The sequence below is a fragment of the Kitasatospora sp. NPDC057198 genome (genome assembly GCF_042670125.1).
GTDB lineage: Bacteria > Actinomycetota > Actinomycetes > Streptomycetales > Streptomycetaceae > Kitasatospora.
Genome location: NZ_JBHUWH010000029.1, coordinates 1 through 16,612, shown reverse-complemented (window position 1 = coordinate 16,612; position 16,612 = coordinate 1). Strand labels below are relative to the sequence as shown.

The following is a 16,612-nucleotide window of genomic DNA, read 5'->3' as shown; positions in this document are numbered from 1 at the left end:
CTGCTGACGGTCGGAGCCCGTCGGAGGTCGGGGCTGCTGCGTGTCTTGAACGGAACCGGAAGCGGCGGCGCGCAACGGCAGTGAACCGTCAGCAGACCGGGCCTCGCCGTTCCCCGAGCCCCTGATTCGGCCCCGGCTAGGAGTCGAGGGCCGCGCGCAGGTGCGGGTCCTGGACGGCGGCGGGGCCGGAGATGGCGACGGCGGTGAGCAGGTCGTCGTCGGTGGCGGGGGCGTGCCGGCAGGGGAGGGTGCGCAGCAGGGTCTGGCCGGCGGGGGCGGCCCACGCGGTGTAGGCGTGGACGTCGACCCTGGCCATCAGCAGGGTGCCGCCGGTGAGGACCAGCGGGAGGGCGTACCAGGCGGCCGCGGTGCGGGCGGCGGTGCCGTCGGGGGCGGTCAGCAGGACGGTGAGCAGCAGCATCGCCGCCGCCCCGACCAGGGCGTAGCGGACCTGCCGGATCGCCCGCAGGGCGTGGTCCCGGACGACGGACGGCGTCGCCAGCCCCGCCGAGGTCAGCCGGTCGCCGATGTCGCGGACGGTGGGGTGGGCGGCCAGCGCGGCCTTGAGCTGGGCGGTCCGGCACTGGCCCTCGGGGCCGATCGCGCCGATCAGCGCCCGCTCCAGGCGGCCGCGGCCCCGCGGGTCGACGACGGTGGTCCAGCCGGTGTGGGCGAGGTGCAGCCGGCCGACCCCGGCCATCCGGACCAGGGCCAGGTCGACCACCCGGGCGGGGCCGCCGGCCAGGTACGCGGTCTCGTACAGGCCGACGCCGGCGGGGAGCCGCCCCGGGGGCGGGGTGCCGCCGATGAGGGCGTCCGCGATCGTGGCGACCCGTACCAGGCGGAGGCAGGAGAGCACCGCGGCGGCGCAGGACGGGATCAGCAGCAACACCCACATGCTTTTTGTTCTAGTCCTGTGCGCGCCGGGAGCGGAACAAATAGTCGGGCCGCGATACCGAACTGTGACTCGGCGGCCGGGTCACGAACCGCCGCAGCCGCCCCCGCCGCAGCTGGACCCGCAGGAGCTCGACGAGGATCCGCAGGAACTCGACGAGGACCCGCAGGAGTGCGAGGAGGAGCCGCCGCAGGAGTGGTGCGAGGAACCGCCCGAGTGGCCGCCCGAGTGGCTGCCCGAGTGGCTGCCCGAGGAACCGCCCGAGGAGCCGCAGGAGGAGGACGGGGACGTCCCGCACCAGGCCGCCGTCCCGGTGCCGGCCGCGAACTCCGAACCGCCGTCCGACCCGGAGGAGCGGGAGGAGCGGGCGGCCGCCGGGCCGGTCAGCGCGTCGCGCAGCGCCCGGTGCTCGGACCTGCGGAGCGCAGCCGTGCCGTCCAGGGCGAACGCGCCGACCAGTTCGGCGTGCGCGGCGTGGACCTCGCGCGGCCGCCACGGGACGTTGCCGCGGACCAGCAGCAACTGGCGCCGCCCGGCCGGGGTGATCCGGGCCTTCGGGACGCGGGTGGCGATCAGGAAGATGACGGTGAACAGCACGAGCGGGAAGAACGGGATGAACGGGGGCGCGGTGGTGTCCCGGTCCGCCGCGCCCGCCCACTGGACGGTGGAGACCGTGCCGAGGACGACCGCGGCCAGCAGCGCCAGCACCACCAGTCGGCGGCCCCGCCGGGCGTTGCGCAGTGCGACGGGGTGACGCATCAGGCCGCGGGCGGCCAGCGCGTCGCCGATCCGCTGCACCTCGGGGCTGCCCGCCACGGAGGTGCGCAGCACGGACAGGTCGCGTCCGGCCCGGCCGCCCGCGGCGGTGACCAGCACGCGCTCGACCGGGTCGTGCGTCCGGTCGTCGGTGACGGTGACCCGGCGGGCCCGGGAGACCACCACCCGGCCCTCGCGCTCCATCCGGACCAGCGCGGTGTCGACCACCCGGGCCGGGCCGCCGGCCAGGAACGCGACGTCCAGCAGCGGCTGGCCGCGTCCGGGCAGGCCCTGCGGGTCGGTGACCCGGCGGCTGCGCCAGTTGAGCACCGAGGCGACGACGACGGCGAGCGCGACGAGCGCGACCGCCAGGAAGAACCGGAAGTTCCACATCCCCCGTGGTTCCTTTCTCTGCTGTGCTGCGTGGTGGGGTGAGCCGCGGTTACGGGTGCGCCCGGCCGGCGCGGTCACGGGCGCGGCGCGGCAGCAGGCGGCTCCACCGGGAGGCGGCGGGGTGCAGCAGGCGGCGCAGCGCGGGGTGCCAGTCGGCGTCGGGGCGGGCGTCGAGGGCCCACTCGGCGAAGGCCCGCGCGTCGGCGCGGTGGCCGCCGGTGAGCGGCCGTCCGGTGCAGTAGCGGGCGAACAGCGGGGCGAAGTCCGCCCCGAGCAGCCCGGGGAGCTCCGGCAGCAGGTGGGCGGCGACCTCCCGGCGCTTGGCGAGCAGGCCCTCGGCCTGGACGCGCAACTGCTCCGGGTCGAACCCGGCGGGGGAGGGGGCGCCGGCCACCAGGGCGGCCAGCAGCTTCTCCTGGCGGTGCGCCAGGTGGACGCGGGCGAGGGCGAGTTCGGCGTCCTCGCGGTCGCGGATCAGGTACTCGTGCTGCTCAGACACGGGCGTTCTCCCTGCGGTGGTGTTGCTGGTCGGGGTTCGGGTGCCAGAGGGGGGTCGGGCGCCGGTCGCGGTGGAGCTGCTGGACGCGGCGGATGGCGTCGAGTTCGGCGGACAGTTCGGCGGGCGGCGGGTAGGCACCGTCCCGTTCCAGCAGCACCCCGGGCGGGTCGGTCCGGGCGCAGAGCTCGGCCAGCACCTCCAGCACGGGTGCGGTGACGGGGTGGGTGTGGGTGTCGTGCCAGACGCCGTCGCGCTCGACGCCCCCGGCGACGTGCACGTAGGCGAGGGCCTCCAGCGGCAGCCGGTCGAGTTCGGCGGCCGGGTCGACGCCCAGGTTGACCCGGTTGGTGTGCAGGTTGGCGACGTCCACCAGCAGCCGGACGCCGGTGCGTTCGACCAGTTCGGCGAGGAACTCCGCCTCCGTCAACTCATCTCCTGGCCAAGCGAGTTGGGCGGCGATGTTCTCCAGTGCGAGCGGCACCGGCAGCTCCCGCTGGGCGATCGCCACGTTCGCGGCCACCACCCGCAGCGCCTCCCGGGTGCGCGGCACCGGCAGCAGGTGCCCGGCCTCCAGGCCGCCCGCCCGGACGAACGCCAGGTGCTCGCTGACCAGCGGCGCGCCGAGCGACTCGGCGACCGCGGCCAGCCGGGCCAGCCGGGCCGGGTCGGGCGCGGCGGCGTCCCCGAGGCCGAGCGAGACGCCGTGCGGGACGACCGCGACGCCGCGGGCCCGCAACTCGGCCAGCGAGGGCGGCAGGTGGTCGGCGCAGACGTTCTCGGCCACCACCTCCACCCAGTCCAGGCCGGGCAGCCGCTCCACCGCGGTGTCGATCTCGGGCCGCCAGCCGATCCCGGTGCCCAATCGCGGAATATCGGACGAAGACATATTCCACCCCCTCTTCCCGGGGTTTTCCGACAACCCCGACCCCCGTTGCCGAGGGTGTATCCATGCCGCGCCGATGCCAAGCGGGACACCGGAAACTCAGAGCTGAACTTGAGGTTTCACCACCGCTGAACGAACTTCCGTGCGGGTGGGGGGAAATTCAGCAGCGCACGGACGAACGACTGACTAACGTGACATGCCTATGACTTCGACGCCGTACCGCATCCGCCAGTTCGCGCCCGCCGACGCCACCGACGCCGCCGCGGCCCACCGGGCCGGCCGGCCGCACCTGGTCACCACCCCCGAGGTGGTCGTCTGGCAGGCCGGCCTCCCGCACTACCACCTGCTGGTCGCCGAGCGGGCCGGCCGGGTCGTCGGCACCGCCAGGTTCGGCCCGGTGCCCGAGAGCACCACCCCCCACCAGGGCTTCCTCAACGTCAGCGTGCTTCCCGAGCACCGCGGCGCCGGCGCCGGCAGCGCCCTGCTCGCCGCCGCCGAGCAGCGCCTCGCCGACCTCGGCGTCCGGGACGCCCACGGCTGGGTCGACGACACCCCCGAGGCCCTCCGCTTCGCCGCCGCCCGCGGCTACCGGCGCAGCGGCCGGGCCGGCCGCTTCTCCGGCCTCGACCTCACCGCCCCGCTGCCCCCGCTGCCGCCCACCCCGCCCGGCGTCGAACTGCGCACCGCCGCCGACTATCTGGACGACCCGTACCCGATCTACCTGGTCGACATCGACGGCACCCGCGCCGAGCCCGGAGACCTGGTCCTCGACGACCAGCCGTACGAGAGCTGGCTCGCCGAGATCTGGCAGCGCCCCGACCAGGACCACACCCTCACCGCGGTCGTCCTCGCGGACGGCGAACCGGTCGCCTTCTCCGCCGCCCAGACCGACGGCCACCGCACCTACTGGTCCGCCTTCACCGCGACCCGCTCCACCCACCGCGGCCGCGGCCTGGCCAAACTCGCCAAGGCCCACGCCCTGCACCGCGCCAAGGCCCGCGGTCTCACCGCCGCCTACACCCAGAACGACGCGGGCAACGGCCCGATGCTGGCCATCAACGCCTGGCTCGGCTACCGCGAGTGCGCCACCGAGTGGAAGCACACCCGGGCCCTCCACGCATAGCCGCGCGAGCGCGCGGCGGCGCGGGGTTCCGGTGTTACGCGACGTCCACGCCGTGGTCGCGGGCCAGGCCCGCCAGGCCGTCGGACCAGCCGTGGCCCAGGGCGCGGAGTTTCCAGCCGTCCGAGGGGTGCCGGTAGACCTCGGCGACCAGCATGGCGGAGACGGCCGGGTCGGCGGGGGGCCGGAACAGCCAGCGGTCGCTGCCGCAGGCCAGTTCCACCTGCGGGTCGACCAGGTCCGCGCAGGTGCCGTCGCCGTCCGCGTCCAGGTTGATCGAGATCGCCACCCGCCGTACCGCGTCCGGGAGTCGGCGGGTGCGGATGCGGGCGCTGCGTTCGTCGGGGCGGAGGGTGACGGCGCCGTCCTCCGCGCTCGGCTGGTGGTAGAAGACGAAGTCCTCGTCGCGCCGGACCTTGCCGCCCGCGTCGAGCAGCAGCAGGGTCAGGTCGGCCGCCGCGCCGTCCGCCCGGAACCGGACGCGGACCTCCCCGCCCGGCAGTACGGTGTTCTGCCCCGGCGTCAACTCCCTTGCAGGAGAGTCTCGTTGGGCGGGAACCGCTGGGCCGAGCCGTCCGGGGAGGCCCTGTTCGCGGAGGAGTTCCAGCAGCATCGGGCCGTCGACCAGGGTGAGCGGCTGGCCCTCGGCGTGCTTGCGGGAGCCCGGCCCGAAGCCCGCCGTGGTGACCAGGATGCCCCGGTTGGCGCCCTGCCGGCGCATGGTGGACTCCAGGTCGCGGACGGCGCTCGGCGGGACCGTCTTCCGGTACCGCTTGGCCTGGATGACGATCTTCCCGCCGGTGATCGGGTCCGGGTCCTCGGCCAGCACGTCCACGCCCTCGTCGCCGCTGCGCGCGGTGGTGCTGGTGCGCAGGCCCCGGCGGCGGAACAGTTCGGCGATCAGCTCCTCGAACTCCAGCGGGTCCATCTCGAACAGGTCGGGGCCCGCACCGTCCACCACGGGAACAGGAACGGGAACTGCCACGGGAGAGGGGACGGGAGAGGGAACCGCCACGGCCGGGACCTCCGCGACCGTCCCGGTCCGCTCCGGGCGGGCCGCGATCCGCCCACCGAGGGCGTCGACGAAGCAGTCCAGCGGGGCGACCCGGTCCAGGGCGAGCGACTCGAAGACGGCGCGGTCGGCCTCGACGGCCAGCAGGCAGCGCTCGCCCTCCCGCCCGGTCGCCGGATCGGTGGCGACCAGCACGCCGTTCAGGCCGACCGAGGCCAGCAGCCCGCCGGTGTCGGCCCGGAACACCTCCGCCAGCACCCGCAGCGCGCACTGCGCCAGCACCTCGCGGTACAGCTGGGCCCGCTGCCCGGCGGGCCGGGCGACCTCGTTCTCCCGGTCGGTGGACATCACGTAGCGGTACTTCCCGACCGCCGGCACCACCTCGTACGGCGGCAGCTCCCAGCGCACCACCAGCCGGCGGGCCGGGGCGTCCCAGGAGGTCTCGCCGTCGGCGGGGAAGCCGTCCGGCCAGTCCTCGCGCCAGTCGATCACCGCCTCGAAGTACTCGGCGACCGCCGCCGCCTCGCCCGCCCGCGCCCGCGCCGCCAACTGCCCGGCCTGCGCCGCCTGTCCGGCCAGCAGCCGGTGCCGCTCGGCCGCCCACGCCTCGTACTGGGCGCGGTGGTCGGCGAGCCGGTGCTGCCGCTGCTGCTTGGCCGCCCAGGCCGCCTGCCAGTCCCGTTCGAAGGCGGACCGGGCCTGCGCCGAGCGCTCCTCCCACTGCCGGCGCGCCCCCGGGTCGTACGCCAGGTGACCCGCCGGGGGCGGCACCAGGTACCAGTTCTGATCCGGCATCGGCACCGGGACGCCCAGCGGACCGGGGTCGAACGGCGGCACCACCGGGCGGCCCCCGGGGGCGGGCGGGAACCCGGGGCCGGTCAGCCCGGCCGCCAGCACGCCGCGCAACTCCGCGACCCGCGCGTCCAGTTCGGCGCTGCGCCGGGCGGCGTCCGACTCCCGCTCCTGCTGGTACGCCCTCAGCGCCTCCCGCTCACCCCGGGCCGCGGCCCGCTGCGCCTCCCGCCGGGCCCGCTCGTTCTCGCGCTGCGCGGCCGCCGCCGCCCTGCGCTGCGCCTCGGCGCGCCGGTGCTGCTCGCGCTGTGCCTGAGCCAGTACCGACCACACCCCGGAAGACCGCCGCGCCACGCCCGCCCCACCCACGTCCAAGACCGTTCGGAAGACGATCAGTCTTCCACGCCGGTGCGTACCCCGATCACCCCGGCCGTACCCCGTCCAGCCCCACCCCAGCCCCGCCCCAGCCCCGTCCAGCCCCGGCCGTACCCTGGCCGGACACTCCGGACGCACACGGTTCCGGGACGCGAGACGGAAGGCCCTCGATGAGCCACACGACGGTGAACGGCGCCACGCTGCACTACGACGAGTCCGGCCCGGCCGACGGCACCCCCGTCGTGCTGGTCCACGGCCACCCGTTCAACCGCACGCTGTGGGACCCGCAGGTCCGTGCGCTCGCTGCGGCCGGGTACCGGGCGATCACCTTCGACCTGCGCGGCTACGGGGAGAGCGAGGTCACGCCGGGCAAGGTGCTGCTGGCCGACTTCGCCGACGACACCGCCGCCCTCCTCGACCACCTGGGCATCGAACGCGCGGTGGTCGGCGGCGTCTCGATGGGCGGCCAGATCGCCATGGAGTTCCACCTCCGCCACCCGGGGCGCCTGCTGGCGCTCGTCCTGTCCGACAGCTCGGCGCCCGCCGAGACCGAGGAGGGCAAGGCGTTCCGCAACCACATGGCCGACCGGCTGCTCGCCGAGGGCATGGCCGGCTACGCGGACGAGGTGATCGACAAGATGCTCGCCCCCTACAACGTCGCCGCCCTCCCCGAGGCCGCCGCCCGCGTCCTCGGCATGATGCGCGCCACCGACCCGCGCGGCGCCGCCGCCGCCCTGCGCGGCCGGGCCGAGCGCCCCGACTACCGCGACACCCTGCGCACCGTCACCGTCCCCACCCTGCTGGTGGTCGGCGCCGACGACGTCTACACCCCCGTCGCCGACTCCGAGGCCATCCGCGCCCTCGTCCCGCACGCCGACCTGACCGTCGTCCCCGACGCCGGACACCTCCCGGGCGCCGAACAGCCGGAACGCTTCAACGCCGCCCTGCTCGACTTCCTGCGCACCCGGCTGTCCTGACCGTCTCCACCCCCCGCCCTCCGGTTGCCCGGCCCCTCCGGAACCGGCGGAACGCGCAGGGCCCTCCCCGGCAGCCGGGGAGGGCCCTCGCCGGGCGGACGGCGGCCGCTACTCGTCGGCCGGCTTCAGCGTCATCGAGATCGAGTTGATGCAGTACCGCTGGTCGGTCGGGGTGCCGTAGCCCTCGCCCTCGAAGACGTGCCCGAGGTGGCTGCCGCACTTCTTGCAGCGCACCTCGACCCGGCGCATGCCGAGGCTGGTGTCCTCCAGGTACTCGACCGAGTCACCGGCCAGCGGCGCGTAGTACGACGGCCAGCCGCAGTGCGAGTCGAACTTCGTCTCGCTGCTGAACAGCTCGGCGCCGCACGCCCGGCAGGCGTAGACGCCGACCGTCTTGGTGTCGGTGTACTCGCCGACGAACGGGCGCTCGGTGCCGGCCTCGCGGAGCACGTGGTACTCCTCCGGGGTCAGCTCGGCGCGCCACTCGGCGTCGGACTTCTGGACCTCGTAGCTCACGGCAGTCTCCAGCTCGGAACGGGGACGTCAGACAGCAGGTGCAACGTCCGCCAGGGCGGCCAGAATTTCCGGGCCCAGGTTGGTCACGTCGCCCGCGCCCATGGTCAGCACCAGGTCGCCGGGGGCGGCCAGCCCGGCCAGCACCGCGGGGGCGGCCGCGAAGTCGTGCTCGGCCCGGACGTCCGCCCCGGCCCGGCGGGCCGCGTCGATGATCAGCTCGGCGGTGACGCCCGGGATCGGGTCCTCGCGCGCCGGGTAGATGTCCAGCACCACCGAGGCGTCGGCCAGCGCCAGCGCCTGCCCCATCTCCTCGGCCAGCTGCTGGGTGCGCGAGAACAGGTGCGGCTGGAAGACCACCAGCACCCGGCCCGCGCCCGCCGCCTCCCGGATCGCCTCCAGGTCGGCGGCCATCTCGGTCGGGTGGTGCGCGTACGAGTCGATCACCTGCACGCCGCGCGCCTCGCCCTTGAGCTGCAGCCGCCGCCGCACCCCGGTGTACGCGCCCAGCGCCTTCGCCAGCCCCTCGGCCGGGACGCCCAGCGCGATGCCCGCGGCCAGCGCCGCGACCGCGTTGTGCGCGTAGTGCCGGCCGGGCACCGAGACGGTGAAGGTCAGCGGCTCGCCGGCCAGCTCGACCGTCACCTCGCTGGTCATGCCGCGCGCCTCGACCTTCAGCACCCGCAGGTCCGCGTCCTCGGCGGCGCCGACCGTCACCACGTTCAGCCCGTCCCGGCCCGCCACCCGGCGGGTCAGCTCGCGGGCGCCCTCGTGGTCGGCCGAGACCACCAGGGTGCCGCCGGGCTGGATCCGGCCGACGAAGGTCTCGAAGGACTCGTGGATCTCCTCGATCGACGCGTAGTTCGCGTGGTGGTCCAGCTCCACGTTCAGCACGATCGCCACCTCGGGCGCGTACTTGTGGAAGCTGCGGTCGCTCTCGTCCGCCTCCGCGACGAAGATCTCGCCAGCCCCGTGGTGCGCGTTCGACCCCGGTGCGTCCAGGTCGCCGCCGATCGCGTACGAGGGCTCCAGGCCCAGCTCGGCCAGGCTGACCGCGAGCATCGAGGTGGTGGTGGTCTTGCCGTGCGTGCCCGCCACCGCGAGCGCCCGGCGCCCGCCCATCAGCGCCGCCAGCGCGTCCGACCGGTGCACCACCGGGACGCCGCGCTCACGGGCCGCCACCAGCTCCGGGTTGTCGGCCCGGATCGCGCTGGAGACCACCACGCTGCTCGTCCCGGCCGGCAGGTGCTCCGCGGCGTGCCCGACGAACACCGTCGCCCCCAGCTCGCGCAGCGCCCGCACGGTCTCCGACTCCTTCGCGTCGGAGCCCGAGACGGTCGCGCCGCGCACCGCGAGGATCTTCGCCAGGCCGGACATGCCGGCGCCGCCGATGCCGATGAAGTGCGGGGCGTGCAGGTCGTGGGCGGCGTCGTTCAAGGCTGGCTCCGTACGGGCGTGAGTGGCGGCGGAAGCGGTCGTCCCGTGTGTGCTGTACAGACAGACGCGATGTACAGAACGCACGGGACGATTCTGCCCTAACCGGGGGCACGGTCAGGTTTCGCTGGCGAACAGCTTGAGCACCGGGACGCCGACCTCGTGCCGGGCGCGGGAGGCCCAGTCCCGGTGGAAGAACTCCTCGACGAAGTGCGGCGAGGTCAGCACCAGCACCTCGTCGGCCTTGTTCTCCTCGACCACCTCGCGCAGCCGCACCAGCGGGTGCGCCTCGACCACCTCGCCGACCGCCTCCGCGCCGGCCTGCCGCAGGTGGCGCAGGCTGTGTTCCAGGGATTCCCCCGCGAGGGTGGGCTCGTCCTGCTCGTCGTCGTCGTGCTCGTGCACCGCCTTGTCCAGATGGCCGAGGGCCACGTCGTCCAGGGCGCGCAGCAACTCGTCCTGCTTGCCGCGGGGTTGCATCAGGACGACGAAGGAGACCTGCTCCTCGCCGTGGAGCGTGGTGACCAGCTCCACGTCGGCGTCGGAGAGTGCCTTCTCGATCATCAGTACGGTCTTGAACACGTGAGTCCCTTCGCTGGTGCGGGCCCCCGGGTCCGGCTCCCTGCTCCCCTCCTTCATAGTGCCCGGAGGAAGGATTCCTCACGCTGCACACGCGCCACACGGATCACATGATCCACATCGGTCAGGATGTGTCGCATCTGTCTCAGGCGAGGGCGGGGTCGCTCGGGGAGCGGTCCGGATCGGTCGGCCGCAGGTAGCGGGTGAAGAGGAAACCTTTCTCCTCGATCAATGACACCAGCCGCATCGGCCGGACGTCCGGAATTCCCGGAGCGTTCACGATCCTCGGTGAATCACCGCCCGTCACCAAGGGCGCCACCGAGAGGCACAACTCGTCCAGCAGACCGTCCGCCACGAGCTGACCGAGCAAGCGGGGACCGCCCTCCGTGAGCTGGCGGCGCCAACCACGCTCCGTGAGCGCGGCCACCGCCCGGGGGAGGTCCACCGAGCCCGTTCCTGCGGTGATCACATCGGCTGCGGCGGCCGCCCGGGCCAGCTTCTCGGGCGGCGCGTCGACCGTGGTGACCACCACCGTCGGCACCAGCGGTTCGGTGAACAGCGGCGCCGAGAGGTCCAGCTCCAGGCTCCGCGACACCACCGCGATCACCGGCGCGGGCAACTGGCCGGCCGCCGCCCGCGCCGCCGCGAACTCCGACCGGGCCCGACCCGGCCGGTACCCCTCGGCCCGCACCGTCTCGGCCCCCACCAGCACCACGTCGCACAGCGCCCGCAGCACCCCGAAGATCCGCTTGTCGGCCTCGCTGGACAGCCCCTCCGAGAGCCCGTCCAACCGGGCCGCCCCGTCCAGCGAGCCCACCATGTTCGCCCGCAACCACGCCCCCTCCGCGGGGTACGCGTACGCCTGCGCCAGCCACTCCAGCTCGCCGGGGGTTCCGGAGGTGTCACCGATCAGTTGCCTCATACGACGAGTCTCCCAGCCGGGGCGCGGGGAGACCCGCTGCGCTGAGGCGAAGCCGGGGGCGGGGAACTGAGCGCAGGGGGAGGTGAACGTCAGCAGGATCGCGAGACAGTGCAAGTTCGTATCCTGCGTCGCGATCCGGCTGTGCGTGCTCGGTTGCCCGCGCAGTTCCCCGCGCCCCTGCCTTCGCGGCGGGTTTTTCCGCGCGAGTACCCTGTTGTCTCGTGTCCGCTGCCTCAGATTCCGATGTTCACACCGCGATAGCCCTGTCCGACCGGCGTCCCGTGGTGCCCGCCGAGCGGCTGGTGGCGGAGATGGTGCCGCCGCCGCGTTTCGCCGGGGTGAGTTTCGGCAGCTACCTGCCGGACTCCTCGCAGCCGAGCCAGTACGAGGCCGTGCAGATCCTGGAGTCCTTCGCCGCGGGGCTGAACGGCGCCGCCGAGCCGCCGAAGCGCGGCTGGTTCCGGCGGTCCGCGCCGGTGCCCGCCGGGCCGGCCGGGATCTACCTGGACGGGGGGTACGGGGTCGGCAAGACGCACCTGCTGGCCTCGCTGTGGCACTCCGTCCCGGGGCCGAAGGCGTTCGGGACGTTCGTCGAGCTGACCAACCTGGTGGGCGCGCTGACCTTCCAGGGCGCGGTGAAGACGCTCAGCTCGCACCGGCTGCTGTGCATCGACGAGTTCGAGCTGGACGACCCGGGCGACACCGTGCTGGTGTCGACGCTGCTGGCCCGGCTGGTGGAGAACGGGGTCAAGCTGTGCGCGACCTCGAACACGCTGCCGGAGAAGCTGGGGGAGGGCCGGTTCGCCGCGGCCGACTTCATGCGGGAGATCCAGGGCCTGTCCGCGCACTTCCGCCCGGTGCGGATCGACGGCCAGGACTACCGGCACCGCGGCCTGCCCGCGGCCCCGCCGCCGTACGACGACGCCGAGGTGGCGGCCCGCGCGGCCCGTACGCCCGGGGCCGCGCTGGACGACTTCGACGTCCTGCTGGAGCACCTGCGGGAGGTGCACCCCAGCCGGTACGGCGCGCTGCTGGACGGGGTGGGCGCGGTGTTCCTGCGCGGGGTGCGGCAGGTGGACGACCAGGCGACCGCGCTGCGGCTGGTGGTGCTGGCCGACCGGATGTACGACCGGGAGCTGCCGATCACCGCCTCGGGCGTGCCGTTCGACCAGGTGTTCACCGAGGAGATGCTGCGCGGCGGCTACCGCAAGAAGTACCTGCGGGCGGTCTCCCGGCTGGTCGCGCTGGCCCGGGACTCCGCGAAGTAGCACCCGCTCTGTCGGTGGGCGGTCGTACGGTGGGGGGCGTGCGTCCCATCACGAGTATCGAGCGGTCCGTGGCGCCCTTCGAGGTCGTCAGCCCCTACCAGCCCAACGGTGACCAGCCGGCGGCCATCGCCGAGCTGGAGCGCCGCGTCCGCGCCGGCGAGCAGGACGTCGTCCTGCTCGGCGCGACCGGCACCGGCAAGTCGGCCACCACGGCCTGGATGATCGAGAAGCTGCAGCGCCCCACCCTGGTGATGGCGCCGAACAAGACGCTGGCCGCCCAGCTGGCGAACGAGTTCCGCGAGCTGCTGCCGAACAACGCGGTCGAGTACTTCGTCTCGTACTACGACTACTACCAGCCCGAGGCGTACGTCCCGCAGACGGACACCTACATCGAGAAGGACTCCTCGATCAACGAGGAGGTCGAGCGGCTGCGCCACTCCGCCACCAACAGCCTGCTCACCCGGCGGGACGTCGTGGTCGTCGCCTCGGTCTCCTGCATCTACGGCCTCGGCACCCCGCAGGAGTACGTGGACCGGATGGTCCGGCTGAAGGTCGGCGAGGAGATCGACCGGGACGCCCTGCTGCGCCGCTTCGTGGACATCCAGTACACCCGCAACGACCTGGCGTTCACCCGCGGCACCTTCCGGGTCCGCGGCGACACGGTCGAGATCTTCCCGGTGTACGAGGAGCTCGCCGTCCGGATCGAGATGTTCGGCGACGAGATCGAGGCGCTGTACACGCTGCACCCGCTGACCGGCGAGGTGATCAGCCAGGACGACTCGGTGTACGTCTTCCCGGCCTCGCACTACGTCGCGGGCCCGGAGCGGATGGAGCGGGCGATCGCCGGCATCGAGGCCGAGCTGGAGCAGAGCCTGGCCCGGATGGAGAAGCAGGGCAAGCTGCTGGAGGCCCAGCGGCTGCGGATGCGCACCACGTACGACATCGAGATGCTGCGCCAGATCGGCACCTGCTCGGGCGTGGAGAACTACTCGATGCACTTCGACGGCCGCGAGCCCGGCTCCCCGCCGAACACCTTGCTCGACTACTTCCCGGAGGACTTCCTCCTGGTCATCGACGAGTCGCACGTCACCGTCCCGCAGATCGGCGCGATGTACGAGGGCGACGCCTCGCGCAAGCGCACGCTGGTCGAGCACGGCTTCCGGCTGCCCTCGGCGATGGACAACCGGCCGCTGAAGTGGGAGGAGTTCCAGGAGCGGATCGGCCAGACCGTCTACCTGTCGGCGACGCCGGGCAAGTACGAGCTGGCCCGCGGCGACGGCCAGGTCGAGCAGATCATCCGCCCGACCGGCCTGATCGACCCCGAGGTGATCGTCAAGCCCACCGAGGGCCAGATCGACGACCTGGTGCACGAGATCCGGCAGCGGGTGGAGAAGGACGAGCGGGTCCTGGTCACCACGCTGACCAAGAAGATGGCCGAGGACCTCACCGACTACTTCCTCGGCCTCGACATCCGGGTCCGCTACCTGCACAGCGACGTCGACACGCTGCGCCGGATCGAGCTGCTGCGCGAGCTGCGGGCCGGCGAGTACGACGTGCTGGTCGGCATCAACCTGCTGCGCGAGGGTCTCGACCTGCCCGAGGTCTCGCTGGTCGCGATCCTGGACGCGGACAAGGAGGGCTTCCTGCGCTCCGGCACCTCGCTGATCCAGACCATCGGCCGCGCGGCGCGCAACGTCTCCGGCCAGGTGCACATGTACGCCGACAAGATCACCCCGGCGATGGACCTGGCGATCAGCGAGACCAACCGCCGGCGCGCCGTCCAGCAGGCGTACAACGAGGAGCACGGGATCGACCCGCAGCCGCTCCGGAAGAAGATCGGCGACCTGCTCTCCACCATGGCCGGGGAGGACGTCGACACCGAGGAGCTGCTCTCCACCGGCTACCGGCAGCAGGGCAGGGGCAAGGCGCCGGTGCCGTCGCTGGGCATCGAGCGCAAGCCCGCCAAGAGCCTGCCCGCGGCCGAACTCGCCGAGCTGATCCAGGACATGACGGACCGGATGCACACCGCCGCGGCCGAGCTGCAGTTCGAGGTGGCGGCCCGGCTGCGGGACGAGGTCAAGGAGCTGAAGCGCGAGCTGCGGCAGATGCGCGAGGCCGGAATGGCCTGATCCGGCGTCAGACCGCCGGGCGGCGGGTAAACCCCCGTCCGGCGGGGGCCGGTGTGTCGTAGTTTGGCCACAGTCAGGTCCGTCCGGGGCGCTGCGGCTCAGCTGCGGCGTTAGGGTGGGGCGCGGTCTGCCCGGGGCCCGAACGTTCCGGGTACGGTCGGATGTTCGAGGACGCCGGGCCGGGCCCGGAGGAAGCAGAGGTCGGCAGCGTGTCCGTGAACCTGGCCAAGGGCCAGAGCGTGAGCCTGTTGAAGTCCACCGGCGAGACCCTGACCGTGGTGCGGATGGGCCTCGGTTGGAAGTCCGCCCCCCGCAAGCGCGGCTTCTTCAGCCGCCGTCCCCGCGAGATCGACCTCGACGCCTCCGCCCTGCTGTACGACGGCAAGGTGATGAGCGACGTGGTGTTCTTCTCGCACCTGATCAGCAACGACGGCTCCGTGCAGCACACCGGCGACAACCTGGTCGGCGGCGCGGGCGCGGGCGGCGACGACGAGAGCATCCTGGTCGACCTGACCAAGGTGCCGCGCCGGGTCACCCAGATCGTGTTCACCGTCAGCTCGTACACCGGCCAGAACTTCCTGGAGGTGGAGAACGCGCACTGCCGGCTGGTCGACGAGACCACCGGCAAGGAGCTGGCCCGCTACGAGCTGACCGGCGGCGGCCCGCACACCGGGCAGATCATGGCCAAGGTCGTCCGGGACGGCGAGGGCGGCTGGAAGATGACCGCGATCGGCGCCCCCGCCAGCGGCCGCACCTTCCGGGACATGCTGCCCTTCATCGAGCCGTTCCTCTGACCGTCCGGCCCTCCGGCCGGGTGACCCTTCCGCAAAGGGGGCTTCTTTACCTTCTTTACCTTCCCTTGGTCTTCCTGTTAACCTTCTGGGAGCGGAGGGGAGTATTCCCCGTTCAGTGACCCCGTCATCACGGGTGCCCGTCGCGGCACCCCGGGGCGCTGGCCGCGCGGTGCCCGCTGCGGGCGGGCCGCGCGGCGGAAGAGACCTCCGGCAGTGACGAGTGTTCGCCTATCTGCCGGAGGAGCAGACATGGACGTATCCGCAGGTTTCTGGGGCGGCACCATCGCGGTGCTGATCGCCCTGGTGGTGGCCGACTTCTTCATCGGCGGCCGCAAGCCGCACGAGGTCTCGATCAAGGAGGCCGGCGTCTGGACGGCGGTCTGGATCGCCCTGGCCGTGCTGTTCGGCGGGTTCCTCTGGTGGTACGGCGGGGGGAAGCCGGCCGGCGAGTTCTTCGCGGGCTACATCACCGAGAAGTCGCTCAGCGTCGACAACCTGTTCGTGTTCATCCTGATCATGGGCAAGTTCGCGGTGCCGCGGATCTACCAGCAGCGGGTGCTGATGTTCGGCGTGATCATCGCCCTGGTGCTGCGGGCGGTCTTCATCGCCGGCGGCGCGGCGCTGGTCTCCCAGTTCTCCTGGGTCTTCTACTTCTTCGGCGCCTTCCTGGTCTGGACGGCCTGGAAGCTGATCAAGGAGGCCCGCTCCGAGGAGGAAGAGGAGGAGTTCGAGGAGAACCGCCTGCTCAAGTCGATCGAGCGGCGCTTCCCGTCCACCGACCGGTACCACGGCACCAAGCTGTTCGTCCGGGAGAACGGCCGCCGGCTGATGACCCCGATGCTGATCGTGATGCTGGCCATCGGCACCACCGACGTGCTGTTCGCGCTGGACTCCATCCCGGCCATCTTCGGCCTGACCCAGGACCCGTACATCGTCTTCACCGCCAACGCCTTCGCGCTGATGGGCCTGCGGCAGCTGTACTTCCTGATCGGCGGGCTGCTGAAGAAGCTGGTCCACCTCTCCTACGGCCTGTCGGTGATCCTCGGCTTCATCGGCGTCAAGCTGGTCCTGCACGCGCTGCACGAGAGCGGCGTGCACGTGCCGGAGATCGGCATCCCCCTCTCGCTGGCCTTCATCGTGCTGACCCTGGCGGTCACCACCGTCACCAGCCTGGTCGCCGCGAAGAAGCAGGCGGCCGCGGAGGCGTCCGAGCCGGAGAAGATCGACGCCTGAGCCCGCGCGCGACGGGGCCCCGCCGGGAGGATCCGGCG

General features: G+C 73.1%; 13 protein-coding genes and 1 pseudogene. 6 read left to right on the top strand and 8 right to left on the bottom strand.

Annotated features, from left to right (window positions below; translation table 11 throughout):
- Positions 1-136: 136 nt before the first annotated feature.
- The 3 genes and pseudogenes from ACFUEL_RS05910 to ACFUEL_RS05900 all read right to left on the bottom strand — a co-directional run bounded on the left by ACFUEL_RS05910 (position 137) and on the right by ACFUEL_RS05900 (position 3,414).
- Entirely contained in the window at positions 137-898 is a 762-nt protein-coding gene (locus ACFUEL_RS05910; RefSeq protein WP_380234768.1) for a TIGR04222 domain-containing membrane protein, read from the bottom strand.
- A gap of 81 nt (positions 899-979) precedes the next feature.
- Positions 980-2,044: a TIGR04222 domain-containing membrane protein gene (locus tag ACFUEL_RS05905; protein ID WP_380234767.1), complete on the bottom strand. Its 1,065-nt coding sequence runs from the start codon at positions 2,042-2,044 to the stop codon at positions 980-982.
- A 49-nt stretch (positions 2,045-2,093) separates the two neighbouring features.
- A pseudogene (locus ACFUEL_RS05900) lies at positions 2,094-3,414 on the bottom strand (DUF692 domain-containing protein).
- Positions 3,415-3,628: 214 nt separating this feature from the next.
- On the opposite strand from ACFUEL_RS05900, the gene ACFUEL_RS05895 reads away from it, so the two are divergent.
- Positions 3,629-4,549 (top strand): GNAT family N-acetyltransferase, encoded by a 921-nt coding sequence (locus ACFUEL_RS05895; protein ID WP_380234766.1) that lies wholly within the window; start codon positions 3,629-3,631, stop codon positions 4,547-4,549.
- Between the two features lie 34 nt (positions 4,550-4,583).
- Here the strand turns inward: ACFUEL_RS05895 and ACFUEL_RS05890 are convergent, their stop codons facing one another.
- Positions 4,584-6,683, bottom strand: a complete 2,100-nt coding sequence (locus ACFUEL_RS05890) for a restriction endonuclease (protein WP_380234765.1) — start codon at positions 6,681-6,683, stop codon at positions 4,584-4,586.
- A 212-nt stretch (positions 6,684-6,895) separates the two neighbouring features.
- Between ACFUEL_RS05890 and ACFUEL_RS05885 the strand changes: the two genes are divergently transcribed.
- The gene (locus ACFUEL_RS05885; protein WP_380234764.1) at positions 6,896-7,702 is read left to right on the top strand and encodes an alpha/beta fold hydrolase; all 807 of its coding nucleotides are present in this window, start codon (positions 6,896-6,898) and stop codon (positions 7,700-7,702) included.
- A gap of 108 nt (positions 7,703-7,810) precedes the next feature.
- Here ACFUEL_RS05885 and msrB read toward each other — a convergent pair whose 3' ends face one another.
- The 4 genes from msrB to ACFUEL_RS05865 all read right to left on the bottom strand — a co-directional run bounded on the left by msrB (position 7,811) and on the right by ACFUEL_RS05865 (position 11,150).
- Positions 7,811-8,218: a peptide-methionine (R)-S-oxide reductase MsrB gene (gene msrB / locus ACFUEL_RS05880; protein WP_380234763.1), complete on the bottom strand. Its 408-nt coding sequence runs from the start codon at positions 8,216-8,218 to the stop codon at positions 7,811-7,813.
- A 27-nt stretch (positions 8,219-8,245) separates the two neighbouring features.
- Complete coding sequence (gene murC / locus ACFUEL_RS05875) at positions 8,246-9,652, bottom strand: UDP-N-acetylmuramate--L-alanine ligase (RefSeq protein WP_380234762.1); 1,407 nt, start codon at positions 9,650-9,652, stop codon at positions 8,246-8,248.
- A gap of 114 nt (positions 9,653-9,766) precedes the next feature.
- Positions 9,767-10,231, bottom strand: a complete 465-nt coding sequence (locus ACFUEL_RS05870) for an indole-3-glycerol phosphate synthase (RefSeq protein WP_380234761.1) — start codon at positions 10,229-10,231, stop codon at positions 9,767-9,769.
- A 142-nt stretch (positions 10,232-10,373) separates the two neighbouring features.
- A complete protein-coding gene (locus tag ACFUEL_RS05865; protein WP_380234760.1) occupies positions 10,374-11,150 on the bottom strand; it encodes a pyrimidine reductase family protein in 777 nt (258 codons plus the stop codon).
- Between the two features lie 311 nt (positions 11,151-11,461).
- On the opposite strand from ACFUEL_RS05865, the gene zapE reads away from it, so the two are divergent.
- The 4 genes from zapE (at position 11,462) to ACFUEL_RS05845 (ending at position 16,574) form a co-directional block, all read left to right on the top strand.
- On the top strand, positions 11,462-12,418 hold the full coding sequence (zapE, locus tag ACFUEL_RS05860; protein ID WP_380234782.1) for a cell division protein ZapE: 957 nt from the start codon (positions 11,462-11,464) through the stop codon (positions 12,416-12,418).
- A 38-nt stretch (positions 12,419-12,456) separates the two neighbouring features.
- A complete protein-coding gene (gene uvrB, locus ACFUEL_RS05855; RefSeq protein ID WP_380234759.1) occupies positions 12,457-14,547 on the top strand; it encodes an excinuclease ABC subunit UvrB in 2,091 nt (696 codons plus the stop codon).
- Positions 14,548-14,756: 209 nt separating this feature from the next.
- Positions 14,757-15,341: a TerD family protein gene (locus ACFUEL_RS05850; RefSeq protein WP_380234781.1), complete on the top strand. Its 585-nt coding sequence runs from the start codon at positions 14,757-14,759 to the stop codon at positions 15,339-15,341.
- A 249-nt stretch (positions 15,342-15,590) separates the two neighbouring features.
- Positions 15,591-16,574, top strand: coding sequence for a TerC family protein (locus tag ACFUEL_RS05845; protein WP_380234758.1), 984 nt, complete (start codon positions 15,591-15,593; stop codon positions 16,572-16,574).
- The last annotated feature ends 38 nt before the right edge of the window (positions 16,575-16,612 follow it).

What these genes read in the sequence shown, in the direction of transcription:
- ACFUEL_RS05895 (WP_380234766.1), top strand. Translation starts at nt 3,629, where the DNA reads ATGACTTCGACGCCGTACCGCATCCGCCAGTTCGCGCCCGCCGACGCC.
- ACFUEL_RS05905 (WP_380234767.1), bottom strand. Translation starts at nt 2,044, where the DNA reads ATGTGGAACTTCCGGTTCTTCCTGGCGGTCGCGCTCGTCGCGCTCGCC.
- zapE (WP_380234782.1), top strand. Translation starts at nt 11,462, where the DNA reads ATGGTGCCGCCGCCGCGTTTCGCCGGGGTGAGTTTCGGCAGCTACCTG.
- ACFUEL_RS05865 (WP_380234760.1), bottom strand. Translation starts at nt 11,150, where the DNA reads ATGAGGCAACTGATCGGTGACACCTCCGGAACCCCCGGCGAGCTGGAG.
- ACFUEL_RS05845 (WP_380234758.1), top strand. Translation starts at nt 15,591, where the DNA reads ATGGACGTATCCGCAGGTTTCTGGGGCGGCACCATCGCGGTGCTGATC.
- ACFUEL_RS05910 (WP_380234768.1), bottom strand. Translation starts at nt 898, where the DNA reads ATGTGGGTGTTGCTGCTGATCCCGTCCTGCGCCGCCGCGGTGCTCTCC.
- ACFUEL_RS05885 (WP_380234764.1), top strand. Translation starts at nt 6,896, where the DNA reads ATGAGCCACACGACGGTGAACGGCGCCACGCTGCACTACGACGAGTCC.